General features: G+C 63.8%; 15 protein-coding genes. 11 read left to right on the top strand and 4 right to left on the bottom strand.

Features of this window, described 5'->3' with window-relative positions; all coding sequences use genetic code 11:
- The first annotated feature begins 31 nt into the window (after positions 1-31).
- Together fmt and GL286_RS08010 are read left to right on the top strand one after the other, a co-directional pair.
- A complete protein-coding gene (gene fmt, locus GL286_RS08015; protein ID WP_155095042.1) occupies positions 32-925 on the top strand; it encodes a methionyl-tRNA formyltransferase in 894 nt (297 codons plus the stop codon).
- 113 nt (positions 926-1,038) lie between these two features.
- Complete coding sequence (locus GL286_RS08010) at positions 1,039-1,587, top strand: HdeD family acid-resistance protein (protein ID WP_155095041.1); 549 nt, start codon at positions 1,039-1,041, stop codon at positions 1,585-1,587.
- Here GL286_RS08010 and hrpB read toward each other — a convergent pair.
- Positions 1,584-3,992 carry an ATP-dependent helicase HrpB gene (hrpB, locus tag GL286_RS08005; protein WP_155095040.1) on the bottom strand — a complete coding sequence of 803 codons (2,409 nt, stop codon included), beginning with the start codon at positions 3,990-3,992 and terminating at the stop codon, positions 1,584-1,586. The two genes, GL286_RS08010 and hrpB, sit on opposite strands and share 4 nt — an antisense overlap.
- Positions 3,993-4,195: 203 nt before the next feature.
- On the opposite strand from hrpB, the gene GL286_RS08000 reads away from it, so the two are divergent.
- From GL286_RS08000 to GL286_RS07960, 9 genes are all read left to right on the top strand, one after another.
- On the top strand, positions 4,196-5,563 hold the full coding sequence (locus GL286_RS08000; RefSeq protein WP_155095039.1) for a YcjX family GTP-binding protein: 1,368 nt from the start codon (positions 4,196-4,198) through the stop codon (positions 5,561-5,563).
- 11 nt (positions 5,564-5,574) lie between these two features.
- Positions 5,575-6,735, top strand: a complete 1,161-nt coding sequence (locus tag GL286_RS07995) for a YcjF family protein (protein WP_155095038.1) — start codon at positions 5,575-5,577, stop codon at positions 6,733-6,735.
- Positions 6,736-6,812: 77 nt separating this feature from the next.
- The gene (gene pbpC / locus GL286_RS07990) at positions 6,813-8,885 is read left to right on the top strand and encodes a penicillin-binding protein 1C (protein ID WP_155095037.1); all 2,073 of its coding nucleotides are present in this window, start codon (positions 6,813-6,815) and stop codon (positions 8,883-8,885) included.
- A 46-nt stretch (positions 8,886-8,931) separates the two neighbouring features.
- Positions 8,932-9,363 carry an alternative ribosome rescue aminoacyl-tRNA hydrolase ArfB gene (arfB, locus tag GL286_RS07985; RefSeq protein WP_155095036.1) on the top strand — a complete coding sequence of 144 codons (432 nt, stop codon included), beginning with the start codon at positions 8,932-8,934 and terminating at the stop codon, positions 9,361-9,363.
- Positions 9,360-9,824, top strand: coding sequence for an NUDIX hydrolase (locus GL286_RS07980; protein WP_343038850.1), 465 nt, complete (start codon positions 9,360-9,362; stop codon positions 9,822-9,824). Before arfB ends, GL286_RS07980 begins: the two co-directional genes overlap by 4 nt.
- 1 nt (position 9,825) lies before the next feature.
- On the top strand, positions 9,826-11,250 hold the full coding sequence (locus GL286_RS07975; RefSeq protein WP_155095035.1) for an inorganic phosphate transporter: 1,425 nt from the start codon (positions 9,826-9,828) through the stop codon (positions 11,248-11,250).
- Positions 11,251-11,299: 49 nt separating this feature from the next.
- The gene (smpB, locus tag GL286_RS07970) at positions 11,300-11,770 is read left to right on the top strand and encodes an SsrA-binding protein SmpB (RefSeq protein WP_155095034.1); all 471 of its coding nucleotides are present in this window, start codon (positions 11,300-11,302) and stop codon (positions 11,768-11,770) included.
- Positions 11,771-11,845: 75 nt separating this feature from the next.
- Entirely contained in the window at positions 11,846-12,706 is an 861-nt protein-coding gene (sseA, locus tag GL286_RS07965) for a 3-mercaptopyruvate sulfurtransferase (protein WP_155095033.1), read from the top strand.
- The gene (locus GL286_RS07960; RefSeq protein WP_155095032.1) at positions 12,706-13,890 is read left to right on the top strand and encodes an amino acid aminotransferase; all 1,185 of its coding nucleotides are present in this window, start codon (positions 12,706-12,708) and stop codon (positions 13,888-13,890) included. The genes sseA and GL286_RS07960 overlap by 1 nt, the downstream gene beginning before the upstream one ends.
- A gap of 55 nt (positions 13,891-13,945) precedes the next feature.
- Here GL286_RS07960 and GL286_RS07955 read toward each other — a convergent pair whose 3' ends face one another.
- The 3 genes from GL286_RS07955 to ubiA form a co-directional block, all read right to left on the bottom strand.
- Positions 13,946-14,278 (bottom strand): hypothetical protein, encoded by a 333-nt coding sequence (locus tag GL286_RS07955; RefSeq protein ID WP_155095031.1) that lies wholly within the window; start codon positions 14,276-14,278, stop codon positions 13,946-13,948.
- 64 nt (positions 14,279-14,342) lie between these two features.
- Complete coding sequence (locus GL286_RS07950) at positions 14,343-16,502, bottom strand: OmpA family protein (protein ID WP_155095030.1); 2,160 nt, start codon at positions 16,500-16,502, stop codon at positions 14,343-14,345.
- Between the two features lie 62 nt (positions 16,503-16,564).
- The gene (gene ubiA / locus GL286_RS07945; RefSeq protein ID WP_155095199.1) at positions 16,565-17,521 is read right to left on the bottom strand and encodes a 4-hydroxybenzoate octaprenyltransferase; all 957 of its coding nucleotides are present in this window, start codon (positions 17,519-17,521) and stop codon (positions 16,565-16,567) included.
- Between the last annotated feature and the right edge of the window lie 4 nt (positions 17,522-17,525).

Genomic DNA, 17,525 nt, shown 5'->3' with positions numbered 1-17,525 from the left:
CAAGCGCGACATAGGTAAGGGGCCAAAGCATATGCGCGTCATCTTCATGGGAACTCCGGATTTCTCGGTACCTGCGCTGCGCGCGATTGCCGCCAGCCACGAGGTCGTCGCGGTCTATTCGCAACCGCCCCGCGCCGCCGGTCGCGGGCAAAAGCCGCGCCCCTCTCCGGTCCATCGTACCGCTGATGAATTGGGTCTGCCCGTCCGCACCCCCGAACGTCTCAAATCCCCCGAGGATCAGGCAGAATTCGCCGCGCTGGATGCCGATGTCGCCGTGGTCGTCGCTTACGGCCTGATCCTGCCGCAAGCCGTGCTGGACGCGCCGCGACTTGGTTGCCTGAACATCCATGCCTCGCTGCTGCCACGCTGGCGCGGTGCCGCCCCGATCCACCGCGCGATCATGGCGGGCGATGCCGAAACCGGTGTCGCCATCATGCAGATGGAGGCGGGGCTGGATACCGGGCCGGTTCTGGCCGAAACCCGCACGCTGATCGGACCTCAGGACACCACGGCGGATCTGCATGACCGCCTGTCCGCGATGGGGGCTGAACTGATCACCCGCACGCTTGAAAACCTGCCCTTGCCCGCCACGCAGCAACCGGCCGATGGCGTGACCTATGCCAACAAGATCGACAAGGCCGAGGCCCGCATCGACTGGAACCGACCGGCCACCGAGATCGACCGCCAGATCCGCGCGCTTTCCCCGTTCCCCGGCGCATGGTGCATGATCGGGGAAGAGCGGGTGAAGCTGCTGCGCTCGCGCCTGACCGAAGGTTCGGGTGTGGCAGGACAGGTCATCACGGGCTTTGTCATTGCCTGCGGCGAGGGGGCCATCGAAATCCTCGAGGCGCAGCGCGAAGGCAAGCGTCCGATGCCTGCCTCCGAAATCCTGCGCGGTCTGACCTTGCCGGAAAGCCTTGGCTAAGCCTTAGCGATAGCTGCATTTTCATCACAACGCCGCCTCATCTCGTGCCGGAATAACCGGAGCCTTCCCGACCATGTTATCATCCTGTCACGAATGGTTCATGGGAGGTTGCGATGGACGAAACGATGCGCCTCATGGCGGCGAACTGGTGGCTGATCCTGCTGCGAGGAATTGCGGCAATCCTGTTCGGGATCGTTACTCTGATCTGGCCCGGCCTGACGGTGTTTGCTCTGCTGCTGGTCTTCGGAGCCTATGCGATCTTTGACGGTGCGCTGACGCTGGTCACTGCCTTCCAACGGCGCAATTCGGACGAGCGCTGGTGGGCATGGGCGCTGGACGGTCTGCTTTCCATTACCATCGGCGTCATGGCGCTGTTCTGGACCGGACCGACGGCGCTTGCCTTCATCATCTGGATGGCCATCTGGGGCGTCATCGCCGGTATCTTCCGCATCGTCGCCGCCATCCGCCTGCGCAACGAGATCGACGGCGAATGGGCGCTCGGACTCAGCGGACTTCTATTGCTGATCTGGGGCATTTTGATGGCAACCCTGCCAGCGGCCGGACTGCTCAGTATCGCATGGCTGATCGGAACATTCGCCCTGCTGATCGGGATCAGCCTGATTGTGCTGTCCTTCCACCTGCGCAAACTCAAGACCGCCTAAGTCCCGCGGGGCTTGGCCCGCGTTGTCGGGTCGGCCTCGAGCGGATTTTCGGGCCACGGGTGGCGCGGATAACGACCGCGCATGTCCTTGCGCACATCCGCATATCCTCCGGACCAGAAACCGGGAAGATCGGTCGTAACCGCAATCGGCTTGCCGCCCGGAGACAACATCGAGATCCGCAGCGCCCGCCCGCCCACAACCGGATGGCGCGCGACCCCGAACAATTCCTGCAATTTCAGCTCGATCGAGGGCGTCTCGTGGTCGTAATCAATCGGCACCTTGCGCCCGAGCGGCGTCACAAAATGCGCCGGAGTCGCAGCGGCCAGACGTTGCTGTCCGTCCCAACCGATCCGGGCCTTCAGGGCCTCGGTCAGGTCAAGCCCCTTCAGATCCGCAGCCGTCCGCATCTTGCCAAGCCACGGCAGAATCCAGTCCGGATCGGCCAGCAGGCTTGCATCATCGACCGGACCAAGTTCGGGCATCAAAACAATCCGCGCCCGCAAGCGCGCCGCACCCGCAGTCCAGTTCAGACCGATGGCTCGCAACCCCTCGAAGGCTGCGCGCGCCATTGCATCGGGATCCGGATCGTCCAGCGCCCTGTCGGCAAGGACCAACGCACCCAGCCGTTCCTGCCGTCGGGCTGAGATTCGTCCGTCGCGACGCGCCCATTCGACCTGCTCGACGATCTCGATACGGTCGGCAAACAGGCTGCGAATGTCATCCTCGTCAACGGCAACCGCCATGCGGATGCGGGCCTCGCGCGTGTCGCCGTCCAGATCGGTCGCAACGACAAAGCGGGCATTCGCCAAGACATCACCCTCGGGCATGATTGCGCCTTTGCCGCCCGAAAGAACGTAACGGGGCTGTTCGCCCTTGCGCCGCAAACCGATCCGGTCCGGGTAGGCCAGCGCGGCCATCGCTCCAACAGACAGCCCCTGACCGTCACGGGCCATCCGCCGCAATCTTTTCGCATCGTCGCGGATCCGGTGCAGTCCGCCGGAACTGATCTGCCAAGGGTGACGCGTCTCATAGGCACGACTGTCGTTGATTGCGCTCAGCCGCAGGGTCAGGTCTGTTGGCGCGCCGGTCAAAGGATCACGCTCGGCCAGCAGCGCGGCAAGATTTGCCGCATCCTTGCCCGCGACCGCCAGCATATGCGCAAGTCGGGGATGCAGCGGCAACGCAACCAGCGCACGACCATGCGTCGTGATGCGATTGTCGGCGTCAAGCGCCTTGAGGTCACGCAAAAGCCCTCGAGCTTCGGCCAACGCCCCTTCCGGCGGAGGCGTGAGGAAGGCCAGATCGCTCCCGTCCGACCCCCAATTCGCCAGCTCCAACGCGAGTCCCGCCAGATCGGCCACCGCAATCTCGGGCGGCGCGAAAGCCGGCAACGCGCCCTCTTCGGCCCGCGCCCACATCCGGTAGCAAATTCCAGCCGCGACCCGACCCGCGCGACCACGGCGCTGCTCGGCCTCGGCACAGCTGACGCGTTCGGTCACCAAGCGGGACATGCCGGAACCCGGATCAAAGCGCGCCCGCCGCGCACGTCCCGCGTCCACGACGACCGTAACCCCCGGAATCGTCAACGAGGTCTCTGCGATCGACGTGGCCAATACGATCCGCCGCCGCGCTCCGGCGGGCTGCAAGGCGGCGCGCTGTGCCTTGAAATCCATCGCCCCGAACAAAGGCACGACCTCGGCTTCAACATTCAACGCCGAAGCGACACGACGGATTTCGCCCTCGCCCGGCAGAAACGCAAGGATCGTTCCGCCCGTCGCACGGGTCGCGGCTTCGGCCTCGGAAATCAACCTCGCTGCCTCGGGGACCAGACGCGCCTGCGCGGGCAATGGCCGGTCCAGCCAACGGGTCTCGACCGGAAAGGCCCGCCCGTCAGAGCGGATCACCGGCGCATCGTCCAGCAAAGCCGCGACCGGCTCGGCATCCAATGTGGCGGACATCATGACAATCGCCAGATCAGGCCGCAGCGCCTGCCGAGCCTCCCATGCAAGGGCAAGGCCCAGATCGGCGTTCAGGCTCCGCTCGTGGAATTCATCGAAGATCACGCAACCAATGCCCGACAGTTCCGGATCGGATTGCAGCATGCGGGTCAGAATGCCCTCGGTCACGACCTCGATCCGACGGCCCGCAACTGCTTCGCCGCGGATGCGATAGCCGACGGTCTGGCCCAGCGGTTCGCCCAGCGTCTCGGCCATCCGTTCGGCTGCTGCCCGAGCCGCCAGACGGCGAGGTTCCAGCATCACGATGCGTCCCGCGACAACAGGCAGTAGTGCCAGCGGGACCCGCGTCGTCTTCCCCGCACCCGGCGGCGCCATAAGCACAGCGCGGCCATACGCCTTTAGCGCAGCGACAAGCTCGGGAAGGGCGGATTCGATAGGTAAAGTCATGCGGCGCTTATGACAAAACTGACCCGTCCTCGAAAGGGTTCGCGTCCATTTCTGGCGGAGCAGTCGGCGCTTTTTGTGGAACCGGACATGCCGGACGTGATCGCTACCGACGATGCGACGTTTGGGCCATAAGCCACGGGGACACTACAAATCTGCGGTCCCTCTGCATATCTTGGGGTCCAAGAAGCCAGACCGGGGACAGGATGGGTATCGCAGACGACTTGATGCAGGGCTTGGGGATCTCGGACCCGGTGATCCGGTTGGGCGTGACCGGCCTGTCGCGGGCGGGCAAGACCGTCTTCATCACGTCGCTGGTCGCAAATCTGTTGGATCGCGGCCGGATGTCGGCGCTGCGGGCGGCGGCGGATGGGTCGCTCAAGACGGCTTGGCTGCAACCGCAACCCGATGACACCATTCCGCGCTTTGATTTCGAGCGGCATCTGGCCGCAATGACCGGCCCCGATCCGCATTGGCCCGAAGGCACACGCCATGTCAGCCAGTTGCGTCTGTCCTTGCGCGTGCAGCCGCGCGGACTGCTGGCAGGGTGGCGCGGCCAACAAGTCCTGCATCTGGATATTGTCGACTATCCCGGAGAATGGCTGCTTGACCTGCGCCTGATGGACAAGGAGTTTGACGCATGGTCCGATGAGGTCTTCCAGCGCATGGAGGGCCGTCCCGCAGCCGACGAATTCCGCGCCGCACTGGCCGCGACCAATCGTGACAAATTCGACGAGACAGCGGCCCAGACCTTGGCCGCCGCCTACACCAAGCACCTTCATGTCGCCCGCGAGGCGGGGTGGTCCGACTGCACCCCCGGTCGCTTCCTGATGCCCGGCGAGCTTGAGGGTTCGCCCGCATTGACCTTCACCCCTCTGCCGTCCGACTTTCGCGACACCGCGCTTTGGCGCGAATTCGCCCGCCGCTTCGGGGCCTATAAGTCGCGTGTGGTGAAACCGTTCTTTCGCGACCATTTCGCCCGCATCGACCGGCAGGTGGTGTTGATGGACGTCTTGGGCGCAATCCATGCCGGACCTCAGGCGGTCGAGGATATGCGCCGCGCCATGGCCGATATCCTGACCGCATTCCGCCCGGGTAGGTCGGGCTGGCTCAGCCAGCTTCTGGGCACGCGGCGGGTCGGTCGTATCCTGTTCGCCGCGACCAAGGCCGACCATTTGCACCACATCCAGCATCCCCGCCTGACCGCCATCACCGGAGCGATGTTGCGCGATGCCCGTGATCGGGCTGATTTTTCCGGCGCACGGACCGAGGCGATGTCCATCGCTTCGCTGCGCACCACGACCGAGGAAACCATCCGGCAGGACGGGGCAGAACTGCCCGCCGTGCGCGGAACCTTGATGGACGGGCGGCAGGCTGCCTTCTATCCGGGCGAGCTACCCTCCAATCCGGCCGAACTTCTGGCCCATGCCCGCCAAGGCGCGGATCGCTGGCTGGACGGAGATTACGCGATCATGGATTTCGCGCCCGCTCCGAACACGCTTCGCGCAGGTGACGGGCCTCCGCATATCCGGCTGGATCGGGCAGCCGAATTCCTGTTCGGCGACCAGATTTGAGGGGATGATAAATGGCTGAACCTCCGAAAAGACGCGGGCCGGTCCTGATCGAGATGGGCGATGCGCCCACGCGTCCGGCACCGGAACCAACCGGCCAACCCAGCGGCCCCGAGCCGGTGACGCATCTCGAGCAGGGCGATGCCGCCAGAGATCGCTCGCGTCGTGCGCCGCGCACGGAACCCCGCGAGGGCGAGGCAAGGCCCTCCCCTGCCGACGCCCCGATGATTGATGACGGGATAACGCCAGCACTTCCACAACCACGGACAATGCAATTGGTGACGCGGCTTGTGGGAGCCGGTCCATCACGGCTGACGCGCTTCTTCATCAATACCGGGGTCGCGCTGTTCAGCTTCCTGCTGTCGGTCGCCGCGCTGCGCTATCTTTCCGACCTGCTGCATTCCTACCCCTTGTTAGGCTGGATCGGCGTATTGCTGATGGTGCTGTTCTGCATCGCGGCCTTGGCCATGGCTTGGCGGGAATATCGCGCATGGGCGCGCTTTGCCGCCATTGACGGCATCAATCGCGAGGCTGGCGCGGCCATGGCCTCGGGAGATGTGAAAGCGGCGCAGAACGTCGTCGGGCGGCTCGAACATCTTTATCGCGGACGCGACGAACTGGAATGGGGCCGCAAACGTCTGGCCGAACGCAAGGCCGAAGCCTACGATGCCACAACCCTGATCTCGCTGGCCGAAACCGAACTACTGGCCCCGCTGGACCAGCAGGCCCGACGCGAGATCGAGGCCGCCGCGCGCACCGTCGCCGCGGCTACCGCACTGATCCCCTTGGCAATGGCCGATGTCGTCGCGGCGCTGGCCGCGAACCTGCGGATGATCCGGCGGATGGCCGAAATCTATGGCGGACGCGCAGGAGCCGTCGGTGGCTGGCGGCTGGCCCGTACGGTGATGACCCATCTGGTCGCGACCGGTGCCGTGGCCGCTGGCGATGACCTGATCCATACCGTTGCGGGTGGCGGGATTTTGGCGCGGGTCTCGAAGCGGTTTGGCGAAGGTGTGGTGAATGGTGCGCTGACGGCGCGGGTGGGCATTGCCGCGATGGAGGTGTGCCGCCCCCTGCCCTTCATTCATCAGCCTCGCCCGAAAGTCGGCAACCTGATCGCACGTGGCCTGAAAGGGCTGTTCGGCGATGACGAGACAAAATCCGGCCCCAGCTGACGGCCTCACCTGATATTTTGATACGCGAAACGACGTAGGGCGTTCTGTCCGGTCAGCCCATGACGTATTCATAGGTTATGAGATCGCGCCGCGTTGCCTTGTCGATGATTACCGCCGTTCTGACGCTGGGACTGGTTGCCGCAGCGCGAGACCGGTTTGACCTCTGGATCGGTGCGACCGAACTGCCGCGGCTTGAGGTCACTGTCGGAGTCGAGGTGCTGGCGCGGGACAATAGCCTGCTGCGCGCGTTTCAGGTCGCTGACGGTCGGTGGCGGCTGGACGCGGGCAATGTCGATCCGCTTTTCCTTGATATGCTGATGCTGTGGGAGGACCAGCGGTTCGAACACCATGGCGGCGTCGATCCGGTCGCGCTGCTGCGCGCTGGCGGACAGGCGCTCTGGCATCGGCGCATCGTCTCGGGGGGATCGACTCTGACCATGCAGGTCGCGCGACTGCTTGAAAGCGGCACGACCGGCGAATGGGGCGGCAAAGCCCGACAGATCCGGCTGGCCCTTGCGCTGGAGCGGAGGTTGTCCAAGCGCCAGATCCTTGATCTGTATCTGCGGCTTGCGCCCTATGGCGCGAATGTCGAGGGTATTCGCGCCGCCAGTCTGCAATGGTTCGGAAAAGAGCCGACGCGGCTTTCCCCTGCCGAGGCCGCCTTGCTGGTCGCCTTGCCACAATCGCCGGAACGCAGACGCCCGGATCGTTTTCCTGACACCGCACGCAAGGCACGCGATCGCGTTCTGGCGCGGGCGGTTCACGCGGGACTGCTGTCGGATGCAGATGCAGGCGCGGCCATGGCCGAACCGGTGCCGCGAAAGCGGCGGGCATTTCCGGCCTTGGCGCCGCTGTTGACGGCACGGCTGGTCCGCACCCATCCCAATGTCGGCCGGATCGAGACCACGATCGACCCGCGTCTGCAACGTCGGGCCGAGGAACTTGCCTCGCGCGCGGTGCGGGGCGCAGGTCGCAGGTTGTCGGCCGCGATCATGCTGGCGGACCACCGCACGGGCGAGATCCTGGCCGAGGTCGGGGCGGCGGATTGGACCGATGGCGGTTCTGCCGGATTTGTAGACATGACGCAGGCATGGCGCTCGCCCGGATCGACGCTGAAACCCTTTGTCTACGGGCTTGCCTTCGATACGGGACTGGCCCATCCCGAAACCCTGATCGAGGATCGCCCTGCCGCATTCGGACGCTGGCAACCGCAGAATTTCGATCACATCTTCCGCGGAACCGTCAGTCTAAGACAGGCCCTGATCTGGTCGCTGAATATTCCCGTTGTGAAACTGGCAGATGCGCTCGGGCCGAACCGTGTTGCGCAGACCCTGCGTCAAGGCGGGATCGCTCTGCGCCTGCCCGAGGAAACCGCAGGCCTGGCGCTGATGCTGGGCGGCGGCGGCGTGACGCTGCAAGGGCTTGCCACGGGATATGCGGCGCTGGCCCGAGGTGGGCGGGGGATCGAGCTATCGGCGCTTCCGGGCGGCGCACGCGAGTTGCCCTTGGCCATGTTCGGTCCGGTCGCTGCTTGGCAGGTCGGCGATGTGCTGGCCGGAAACCCCGCTCCGCATGGGACACGGATCAGGCCGATGGCCTACAAGACGGGAACCTCCTACGGGCATCGCGATGCTCTGGCCGTGGGTTATGACGGGGCGTATGTCGGTGCGGTCTGGCTGGGACGGCCCGACGGGACGCCCGTTCCCGGAGCGTTCGGCGGTGATCTGGCGGCTCCGGTGCTGTTCGATCTGTTCGACGCCCTGCCTCCGGTCCCGCTGCCACCCCCACCGCCGCAAACCCTGACCTTGCCCAATAGCGCGTTGCCCTTGCCACTGCGGCGCTTCGCCCCTGCGGGCGAGGTCAGCAGCATTGCGGCCAATCCCTCGGCTCCGGATCGTTTGGTGCTGACATTTCCGCCCGACGGGGCATTGATCGAAACCAGCGGCCCCTTGGTCGTCAAGGCACGCGGAGGACGCTCGCCATGGACATTTCTGGTCAATGGCGCACCGGCAGGGGTTGGCTTGACGCGGCCCGAAAGCCTCCTTCCCGACCCCGGTCCGGGATTTGCCCAATTGACAGTCATCGACGCAAACGGCGCATCCGCAAGTGCGACCATTAGATTGCAGCCCGCCGATTTGACGCCGCGATGATTTAAGCCGGTCTTTTCATCGCCGCAGTTTGCGACATATTCGCTTCATGTTGCGCATAGATGATCATCTGACGATTCACGACTGGGAACTTTCCGAGCAGTTCAGCCGCTCGCAAGGGCCGGGTGGGCAGAACGTGAACAAGGTCGAAACCGCCGTCGAGTTGCGGTTCGAAGCCGAACGCTCGCCCCATCTGACCCCCGCCGTGAAAGCTCGTCTGCGTCGTCTGGCCGGACGGCGCTGGACGAATGACGGGGCGGTCCTGATCAGGGCCGAGGAAACCCGCAGTCAGGCCCGCAACCGCGAACTGGCCCGCGAGAGGCTGGTCGAATTGATCCGCGAGGCGCTGGTCGCACCGCGCAAGCGGATCGCAACCCGTCCGACACTGGGAAGCCAGCGTCGGCGGCTCGCGGCAAAAACACAAAAAGGGACGGTCAAGTCCCTGCGCGGCAAAGTCCGCGAGAACGAGGGGGGAGAGTGAAGAAGACTCTACGCGACAAACTGGGCCGACTTCTGGGCCATAAGCCGCCGGAAATTCAGGTGGCGGCCTTGTGCATGGATAGCCGCAAAGGCAAGGTTCTGCTGGTGACCAGTCGCGGCACCGGCCGATGGATCGTGCCCAAAGGCTGGCCGATGCCCGGTCGCAGTCTGGCCGATGCCGCCAAACAAGAGGCTTGGGAGGAAGCGGGCGTTCGTGGCAAGGTGGATCAGGACGCGGTCGGGACCTACCACTACGACAAGCAGCAGGATCGCGGCTTTGCCATCCCCGTCGAGGTGCATGTCTTTGTTCTTGAGGTCGATGGGCTGGTCGATGAGTTTCCAGAGGACTCGCAGCGCAAGCGCCGTTGGTATAGTCCCGAACGCGCGGCAGAACTTGTCGCGGAAACCGGATTGAAGAAACTCCTCCGCGCGCTTCCGGCAAAAGCGGGAAAACAGGCCTGAAATGTCGCCCAACGAGCGGGAGTACCGCATCCTAGACAAGGACCTTGGTCGGGTCACCAATGCCGAGCGCGCAGCCTCGGCATCGGCACGTCCTTTGGTGCGGATCGGTCTGGCTTTCGTCTTTATCGCGGCGGCGGCGGAATTCGCGGCGGCAACGCTTGCCGGACAACCCCTGCTGGGGATCATGGCGGCTTCGGTTGCAATTGCGACTTATCTGGCTTTGTCGATTGGCGCGAACGACGTCTCGAACGCCTTGGGACCTGCAGTCGGGGCCGGAGCGATCGGGTTGACCACCGGCCTGTTCCTTGTGGCCGGAATGGATGTGTTGGGTGCTGTTCTGGCGGGCGGGGCCGTAACCCGCACCCTGACCGAAGGTCTGGTCGGTGATACGCTGGGACAAGGCATGCCCACCGCCAAGATGATGCTGGCGGCCCTGATCGGCGCGGCAAGCTGGATCAGCCTTGCTACCCGCCTGAACGCGCCGGTCAGCACCACCCATTCGGTCGTCGGCGCGATTGCCGGCGCAGGTATCGCCACTTTCGGCTTCGGAGCGGTGAACTGGGGCGCGATGGCTGCGATTGCCGTTGGCTGGATCGTGTCTCCGGTCATATCGGGGGTTTTGGCCGCAATGTTCCTGTCGGTGCTGCACCGGCGGGTTCTGGACAAGGACGACCCCATTCCCGCCGGACGGATCTGGCTGACCGTGCTGGTGGCAGCAACGGCGGCGCTGCTGGTCGCCATGGCCTCGGTCGCGTTCCAGGATCTGGGATGGTCCAAGGTGCTGGCTCTGGCCCTGATCGGCGCAGGACTGGGCGCGGGCTACGCGCATGTCATGCTGGGTCGTCAGATCCGGCGCGAGGCAGGCAAGAAGCAGGCATTGGAGCGCCTGCTGGGTGTTCCGCTGGTCGCGACGGCCCTAGTGATGGGCTTTGGTCACGGCGCGAACGATACCTCGAACATCGCGGCTCCGCTGACGATCATCCTGCAACACATCTCGGAAACGGGCGTACCGCTGATGAACCAGCAGATGGTGCTGCTGCTGTCGGGTCTGGGCATCGCCGTGGGGATCGTGCTGTTCGGCGGGCGACTGGTCCATATGGTCGGCAGCCGCATCACCCGCCTCAACCCGTCGCGCGCGCTGTGCATCGCGCTGGCTACGGCAGTCACGGTGCTGGGGTTTTCGCTGGCGGGTCTGCCGGTCTCGACCACACATGTCTCGGTCGGCGGCGTGTTCGGCGTCGGCTTCTACCGCGAATGGCGCGACCGGCAGCGTACCAAGAAACGCGCGCCCATGCCCGATGAGGAAATCCGCCGCCGACATCTTGTCCGCCGCTCGCATGTCCGGACGATTCTGGGGGCATGGGTCGTGACGGTTCCGGTCAATGCCGTTCTGGCGGCGGCTTTGGTGATGTTGCTGAAGCTTTAGCCCGCGAAATCTTTACTTTGCCCCTATAGGCCCCTATCTCTGCCCGATCATGGCTGCCAAATCTGATCCCAACTACAAAATCATCGCCGAGAACCGGCGCGCGCGTTTCGATTACTTCATCGAAAACGACCTCGAGGTCGGCATTGTCCTGACCGGTTCCGAGGTGAAAAGCCTGCGCACCGGCCAGTCGAACATTGCCGAAAGCTATGCCTCGGTCGAACAGGGCGAGCTATGGCTGATCAACGGCTATATCGCGGCCTACAAGCAGGCCGGCGTCTTTGGCCACGAAGAACGGCGGCGGCGCAAACTGCTGGTCTCGCGCAAGGAACTGGCCCGCTTGTGGCAGGCGATCGGGCGCGAGGGCATGACGCTGATCCCGCTGGTCATGTATTTCAATGATCGCGGCATGGTGAAGCTGAAGATCGGCGTCGCCAAGGGCAAGAAGAACCACGACAAGCGTGAGACCGACGCCAAGCGCGACTGGAACCGCCAGAAACAGCGTTTGCTGAAGCACGGCTGACGGCTTCGGGCATTGCGAAGCCGCGCCCCTGCGGTTAGAGGAAAGACGCTTTCGCGTCTGCCCGGGGGAAGGACGATGCCGACAGATTCCGAAGATCCAAGATCGCTCGTTTCGACCGGGTGGCTGGCCGCGCATCTGCACGATCCCGACCTGCGCATTCTGGACGCGACATGGTTCCTTGACACGGGCCGCGATGCCCGTTCGGAATATGCCGCTGCCCATATACCCGGCGCACAATTCTTCGATCTGGACGCGATCACCGACCAGAACAGCCCCCTGCCCCACATGGCCCCCACGCCCGAGACATTCGCGAACCGGATGGGCGGACTGGGGATCGGCGATGCTGATCGAGTCGTGGTCTATGACAACTCTCCGGTCCGGTCTGCAGCGCGCGTCTGGTGGACCTTCCGCCTGATGGGCAAGACCGACGTCGCCGTGCTGGACGGCGGCTTGGGCAAATGGCTGGCCGAGGGCCGCGCGGTCGAGGCGGGCAAGCCCGTGGTCCAGACGCGCGAGTTGACCGCCACATATCAAGCGGATCTGGTCCGTGACGTCACGCAGGTCGCGGCGGCCAGCAAGCTTGACTCGCACCAGATCATAGATGCACGAGGGGAGCCGCGCTTTCGCGGCGAAGCTGCCGAACCGCGCGCAGGGCTACGCTCGGGCCACATTCCCGGCTCGAAAAACCTGCCCTATGGCCGCCTGTTCAATGCCGACGGCACGATGAAATCCAAGGAAGCGCTCGTTGCCGAGTTTCAGGCAGCCGGTGTCGACCTTACAAAACCCGCCATCACGACCTGCGGCTCGGGTGTGACGGCGGCAATCCTGTTCCTTGCGCTCGATCGCATCGGACATATCGACCACTCGCTTTACGACGGAAGCTGGGCCGAATGGGGCAGCTTCCCGGACCTTAAAATCGCAACCGGAGACGCGTGATGCTGGGCAATCTGAAACCGCAAGCCCCCGATAAAATTCTGGCCCTGATGGGCGAGTTCAAGGCCGATACCCGTCAGGGCAAGATCGACCTTGGCGTCGGGGTCTATAAGGACGCGACCGGCCATACCCCGATCATGCGCGCCGTTCTGGCTGCTGAAAAACGCATGCTGGAAACCGAAACGACCAAGACCTATGCCGGTCTGGCCGGTGAGCCCGACTTCCAAAAAGCCATGGGCGAGATGATCCTTGCCGACGGCTACAAGCCCGAGACAACTGCTGCGCTGGCAACTGTCGGCGGCACCGGCGCGATCCGCCAGGCGCTGGAACTGGCCCGTCTGGCCAATCCCGACCTGCGCGTGTTTGTCAGCGACCCGACCTGGCCGAACCACATCTCGATCATGAACTTCATGGGTCTGCCGGTCGTCACCTACCGCTATTTCGACAGCGAGACCCGCGCCGTCAATTTCGAAGCCATGGTCGAGGACATCTCGGCGGCGAAAAAAGGCGACGTGGTGCTGCTGCATGGTTGCTGCCACAATCCGACCGGAGCGAACCTGAACATCGAGCAATGGGCCGAGGTCGCCTCGATCCTTGAGAAAACCGGCGCTACGCCCCTGATCGACCTGGCCTATCAGGGCTTTGGCGATGGTCTGGAAGAAGACGCGGCGGGCACCCGCCTGATCGCCTCGCGCATTCCGGAAGTGCTGATCGCTGCTTCGTGCAGCAAGAACTTCGGCATCTACCGCGAGCGCACCGGCATCCTGCTGGCTCTGTGCGAAGACAAGGCGACCAAGGATCTGGCGCAAGGCTCGATGGCCTATCTGAACCGCCAGACCTATTCGTTCCCGCCTTTCCACGGCGCGAAAATCGTCGCGACCATCCTGAACGACGCAGAACTGCGTGCCGACTGGATGGCCGAACTGGAAGACGTCCGCAACGGAATGCTGCGCCTGCGTTCGCAACTGGCCTCCGAGCTTGGGACACTGTCGGGCTCGGACCGTTTCGGCTTCATTGCGGAACATCGCGGCATGTTCTCGCGTCTTGGCTGCTCGCCCGAGCAGGTCGCCAAGATGAAGGAAGAATTCGGCATCTACATGGTCGGCGATTCGCGTCTGAACATTGCTGGCCTGAATGACACCACCGTTCCGATCCTGGCCCGCGCGATCATCGAAGCCGGCGTCTGATCCGAGCCACTTGGACCAAAGAAAACGCCCGGTTGGTTGACCGGGCGTTTTTCGTTCAGGATTTGCGACCCAGTTGGCGGTCGATATATTCGCGCAATTCCTCGATCTCGGCCTGACTTTCCTTGATATTGCCCTTGGCCAACAGCAATTCGTTTTTGGTCCGCCCCAGTTCCTCGATCAACTGGGCCTCGCGCAGTTCCAGAACACGAATGGCGCGGTGACGTTCTTCATCGGCTTCGTGCAGCTTCTGGGCCATATCGTCCAGCTCGTCCATCTGGGTCGGAGTGACCCGGCTCAGGCGCAGGACCAGCCAACTGACAAGCCAACCAAGGATGAAGGCGGTAAATAGAATGATCGCGGTTGCAATGATGAATTCGTTGCGATTCATGGTCGGCTTTCAGGTGTAACGAGCTTGAGGAACTGAGCTTCTCTAGCCTGTTATGCCAGCACTGTCATTCTTTGGTCGTCGCGGCCCCGTCGGTTTCGCTTTGACCCTCGGGCCCCATCACCCCTTCGCTATTGTCAGGGAAGGCCGCTTCGAGTGCAGGAACGGTCAGCGCCTCGATCAGTTTCTCAAGCACGACGGGGTCGGTCACGGTAACAGGCGGCGCATCGGGGTCGATGGCATCGGACGCGGTAGGTTGATCTGCCTTGGGCGCATCATCACCCAAGGCGACCGGCAAGGCACCGGTGGCCGCCGCGGCCGTCGCCTGTGCAGTCCGAGCCTCGGTTGCCTCGACCGAGTCGGTTACGCCGCTGACATTTGTCGCCGGCGCGACTTCTTCCTTGGTCAGCGGTTCGTCGGACAGCAGGGTAAATTCGATCCGGCGGTTCGCCTCACGCCCCTCCTCCGTGTCATTCCCGGCAATCGGACGGCTTTCCCCATAGCCCTTGGCGACCATGTTCGTGATGTCGATGCCATGTTCCTTCATCGCGTCCAGAACCGCCAGCGCACGGGTGCGCGACAATTCGGCATTCAGATCCTCGGAACCTTGCGAATCCGTATGCCCGCCGACTTCCAAACGATAATCGCCGCATTCGGCCATGATCGTCGCAAGGCGTTCCAGCGTCGGTTGCGGGTCACCGGCGATGACCGATTTCGAGGGCTCGAAACCGATCTCGGATTCATGCATCGCCGCGTTCAGCCCGTCGACACATTCCACGCCGCCGGGAATCTTGACCAAAGGATCAAGCCTGCGGTCGTAGCGCACCGAAAGCTCGTAATGCGCACCGGCTCCCAGTCGTTGCGACAATCGCGCCGCCAGCAAATCCGAGGCGCTTTGATTGCCCGAGATACCCTCGAGCCGGATCAGATCGGGGGTCACATGGACCACACCACTCTCCAATGCGGCGAGCGCCTCCATCGCCGCAATCATGCGCATGGTCCAGCCCGAAGGCATGCTGTCATCCACGCTCAGCGCATTATCGACTTTGCTAAAACGCGAGCGGGCAAGGCTGTCGACGGCATTGCGCATCCGCTCATCGGTGACTGCTCCGCGCAGGGTGACCCCACTGCGGTCCAGAATGGCACTGAAACGGGCAGGTTCGTCCTGTTCGCCCGCTTTCTTTTCGTGCCGTGTCGTCAGCTTGAACAGGGGCGAAAGCGCGCCGTCAAGACGACCGACCGCCTCGTTGAAAACGTCGGCATTGACCGATGCCGGAGCATAAAGCGCAATATCGGTGTTCGAGATCGTCACCGATCCGGCCCCCATCGCAGCGACGGCCTCGATAGCCGGAACCGCAGCTTCGGACCAGTGCGAGGTCGGTGCACCAAGGCCCAGACGGCAGGGCGGCTGGCCCGGAATCCCCGCCTTGACGCCAACATCCACGATCCGCTTCAGACCGGCTTCGGAGTCAGCCGAGCACGCGTCGAACCGTGCGCCATGTTCGTCCTTCACAAAGCGCAGCGTAAAGGGCGTGATGACGGGGCGCGGCGCGGTGATCTCGGCCTGCAATGTAACGTTCTTGGGCTTTGCGCGGTGCAATGCGGCCTCAAGCGCGGCTTTTTCGGCGTCACTGTCGGTGATGGCGCGGATCGACACCTTGCCCGGCTCGATCGAGATCTTGGCGCGCTTGGCAAGCTGCGCCGCCTCAAGACCGAAATCGAAGGCTGCATCCCAGCCCTCGGGTTCGGGATAATCGGCCGTCTCGACCAGATCCGAGACTTTGCTTTCGGTGGTCACGCCTTGCAGGGTCGTGACCATCGCATTGCGATCAAGCGAGGCAGGCACCAGACCGACGACCGAAATTCCCTGATCGTTGCGCAACAGCTCGACCTCGAACGTCGGGGTACCAATGCTCGCGCGGGTGGCAACCTGCATATTGTCGACAACACGGTCCGCACCGATCACGTTCTCGGCTTGGGATTTGGCCCGAAAACGCTGGACCTCGTCCGGAGCAGTCCCCGACAAGCGGACAATCAACCCGTCGGCCTCGACGTTTGCAAAATCATAGCCACCAAGGTGTAGCGCCTCGGACACCTCTGCCTCGGAGCGGTTGCCAAGGAAATCCGTTGCTGCCTCGGCAGCCAGATAGGACAGGCCGCCCGCCGCGACGAGTGCAATGATACTGGTGACCACGGCAAGACCGCGGCGTGGCTTTGGATTGGCCATCGGGGGGACCTTCGGGCTATTTCCGACCGTCGGCGTTTAACGCCAGCGACGGGAAATCGCAATCAGACCAGCCCCGACAAGGCGAGAAACAGCGCAACGATCAGGCCGGCATCGCGATTGGAACGAAAAAGCCTGAGGCACCCCGCACTGTCATCCATGTCGAAGCGCTTGAGTTGCCACAAAAGATGCGCGGCAAAGCCCGCAATCCCCACCAGCGCAAGGGTCAGGCTTACCCCTTTGGCACCGGCGGCCAGCACAGCCAACACCAGAAGCGCGACCGAGGCCGCACCGAACCAAGTCAGCCAGCGCTTCGAATCACGTCCGAACAGACGCGCTGTGGATTTCACCCCGATCAGGGCGTCGTCCTCGGCGTCCTGATGGGCATAGATGGTGTCGTAAAAGATCGTCCACGCAATCCCCGCAAGATAGGCCAGCACCGGTGCGGGGGCGATGTTGCCCATATGCGCTGCCCAAGCCAGCAGCGCACCCCAGTTGAAAGCCAGCCCCAGAAAGACCTGCGGCCACCACGTGAAGCGTTTGGCAAAAGGATAGATCGCGACCAGCGCCAGTGACGCCACGCCCAGCCAGATCGCCGCGCTGCCCAGTGTCAGCAAGATCAGGAACCCGACCAGACATTGCGCGATCAGCCAAAGATACGCGCCTGTCACAGTCACCTGCCCCGAAGGGATCGGCCGCGAACGCGTCCGGCTGACTTTTGCATCGATATCGCGATCCGTAATGTCATTCCATGTGCAGCCCGCGCCCCGCATCAGGATCGCACCCAATGCGCAGGCAACCGCGATCCACAGGTCGCGCCACATCGGAGCGCCCGAGATCATTGCCAGTCCCACGCCCCACCAGCAGGGCAGCAACAGCAACCACGTCCCGATAGGGCGGTCGGCCCGCGACAGGCGCAGCCATGGCCGCCAGCCTGCAGGAGCGTAGCGATCAACCCAATTATCTGCGGGTGCATCGGCGACGCTGCGGTGGGCCTCTGGCGTCTGGCGGTCGGTATGCATTAGT

The sequence above is a fragment of the Paracoccus aestuariivivens genome, from assembly GCF_009711225.1.
In the GTDB taxonomy this organism is placed as follows: domain Bacteria; phylum Pseudomonadota; class Alphaproteobacteria; order Rhodobacterales; family Rhodobacteraceae; genus Paracoccus; species Paracoccus aestuariivivens.
Note: the sequence above shows the minus strand (reverse complement) of the source record. Positions and strands in the feature narration are given on the sequence as shown.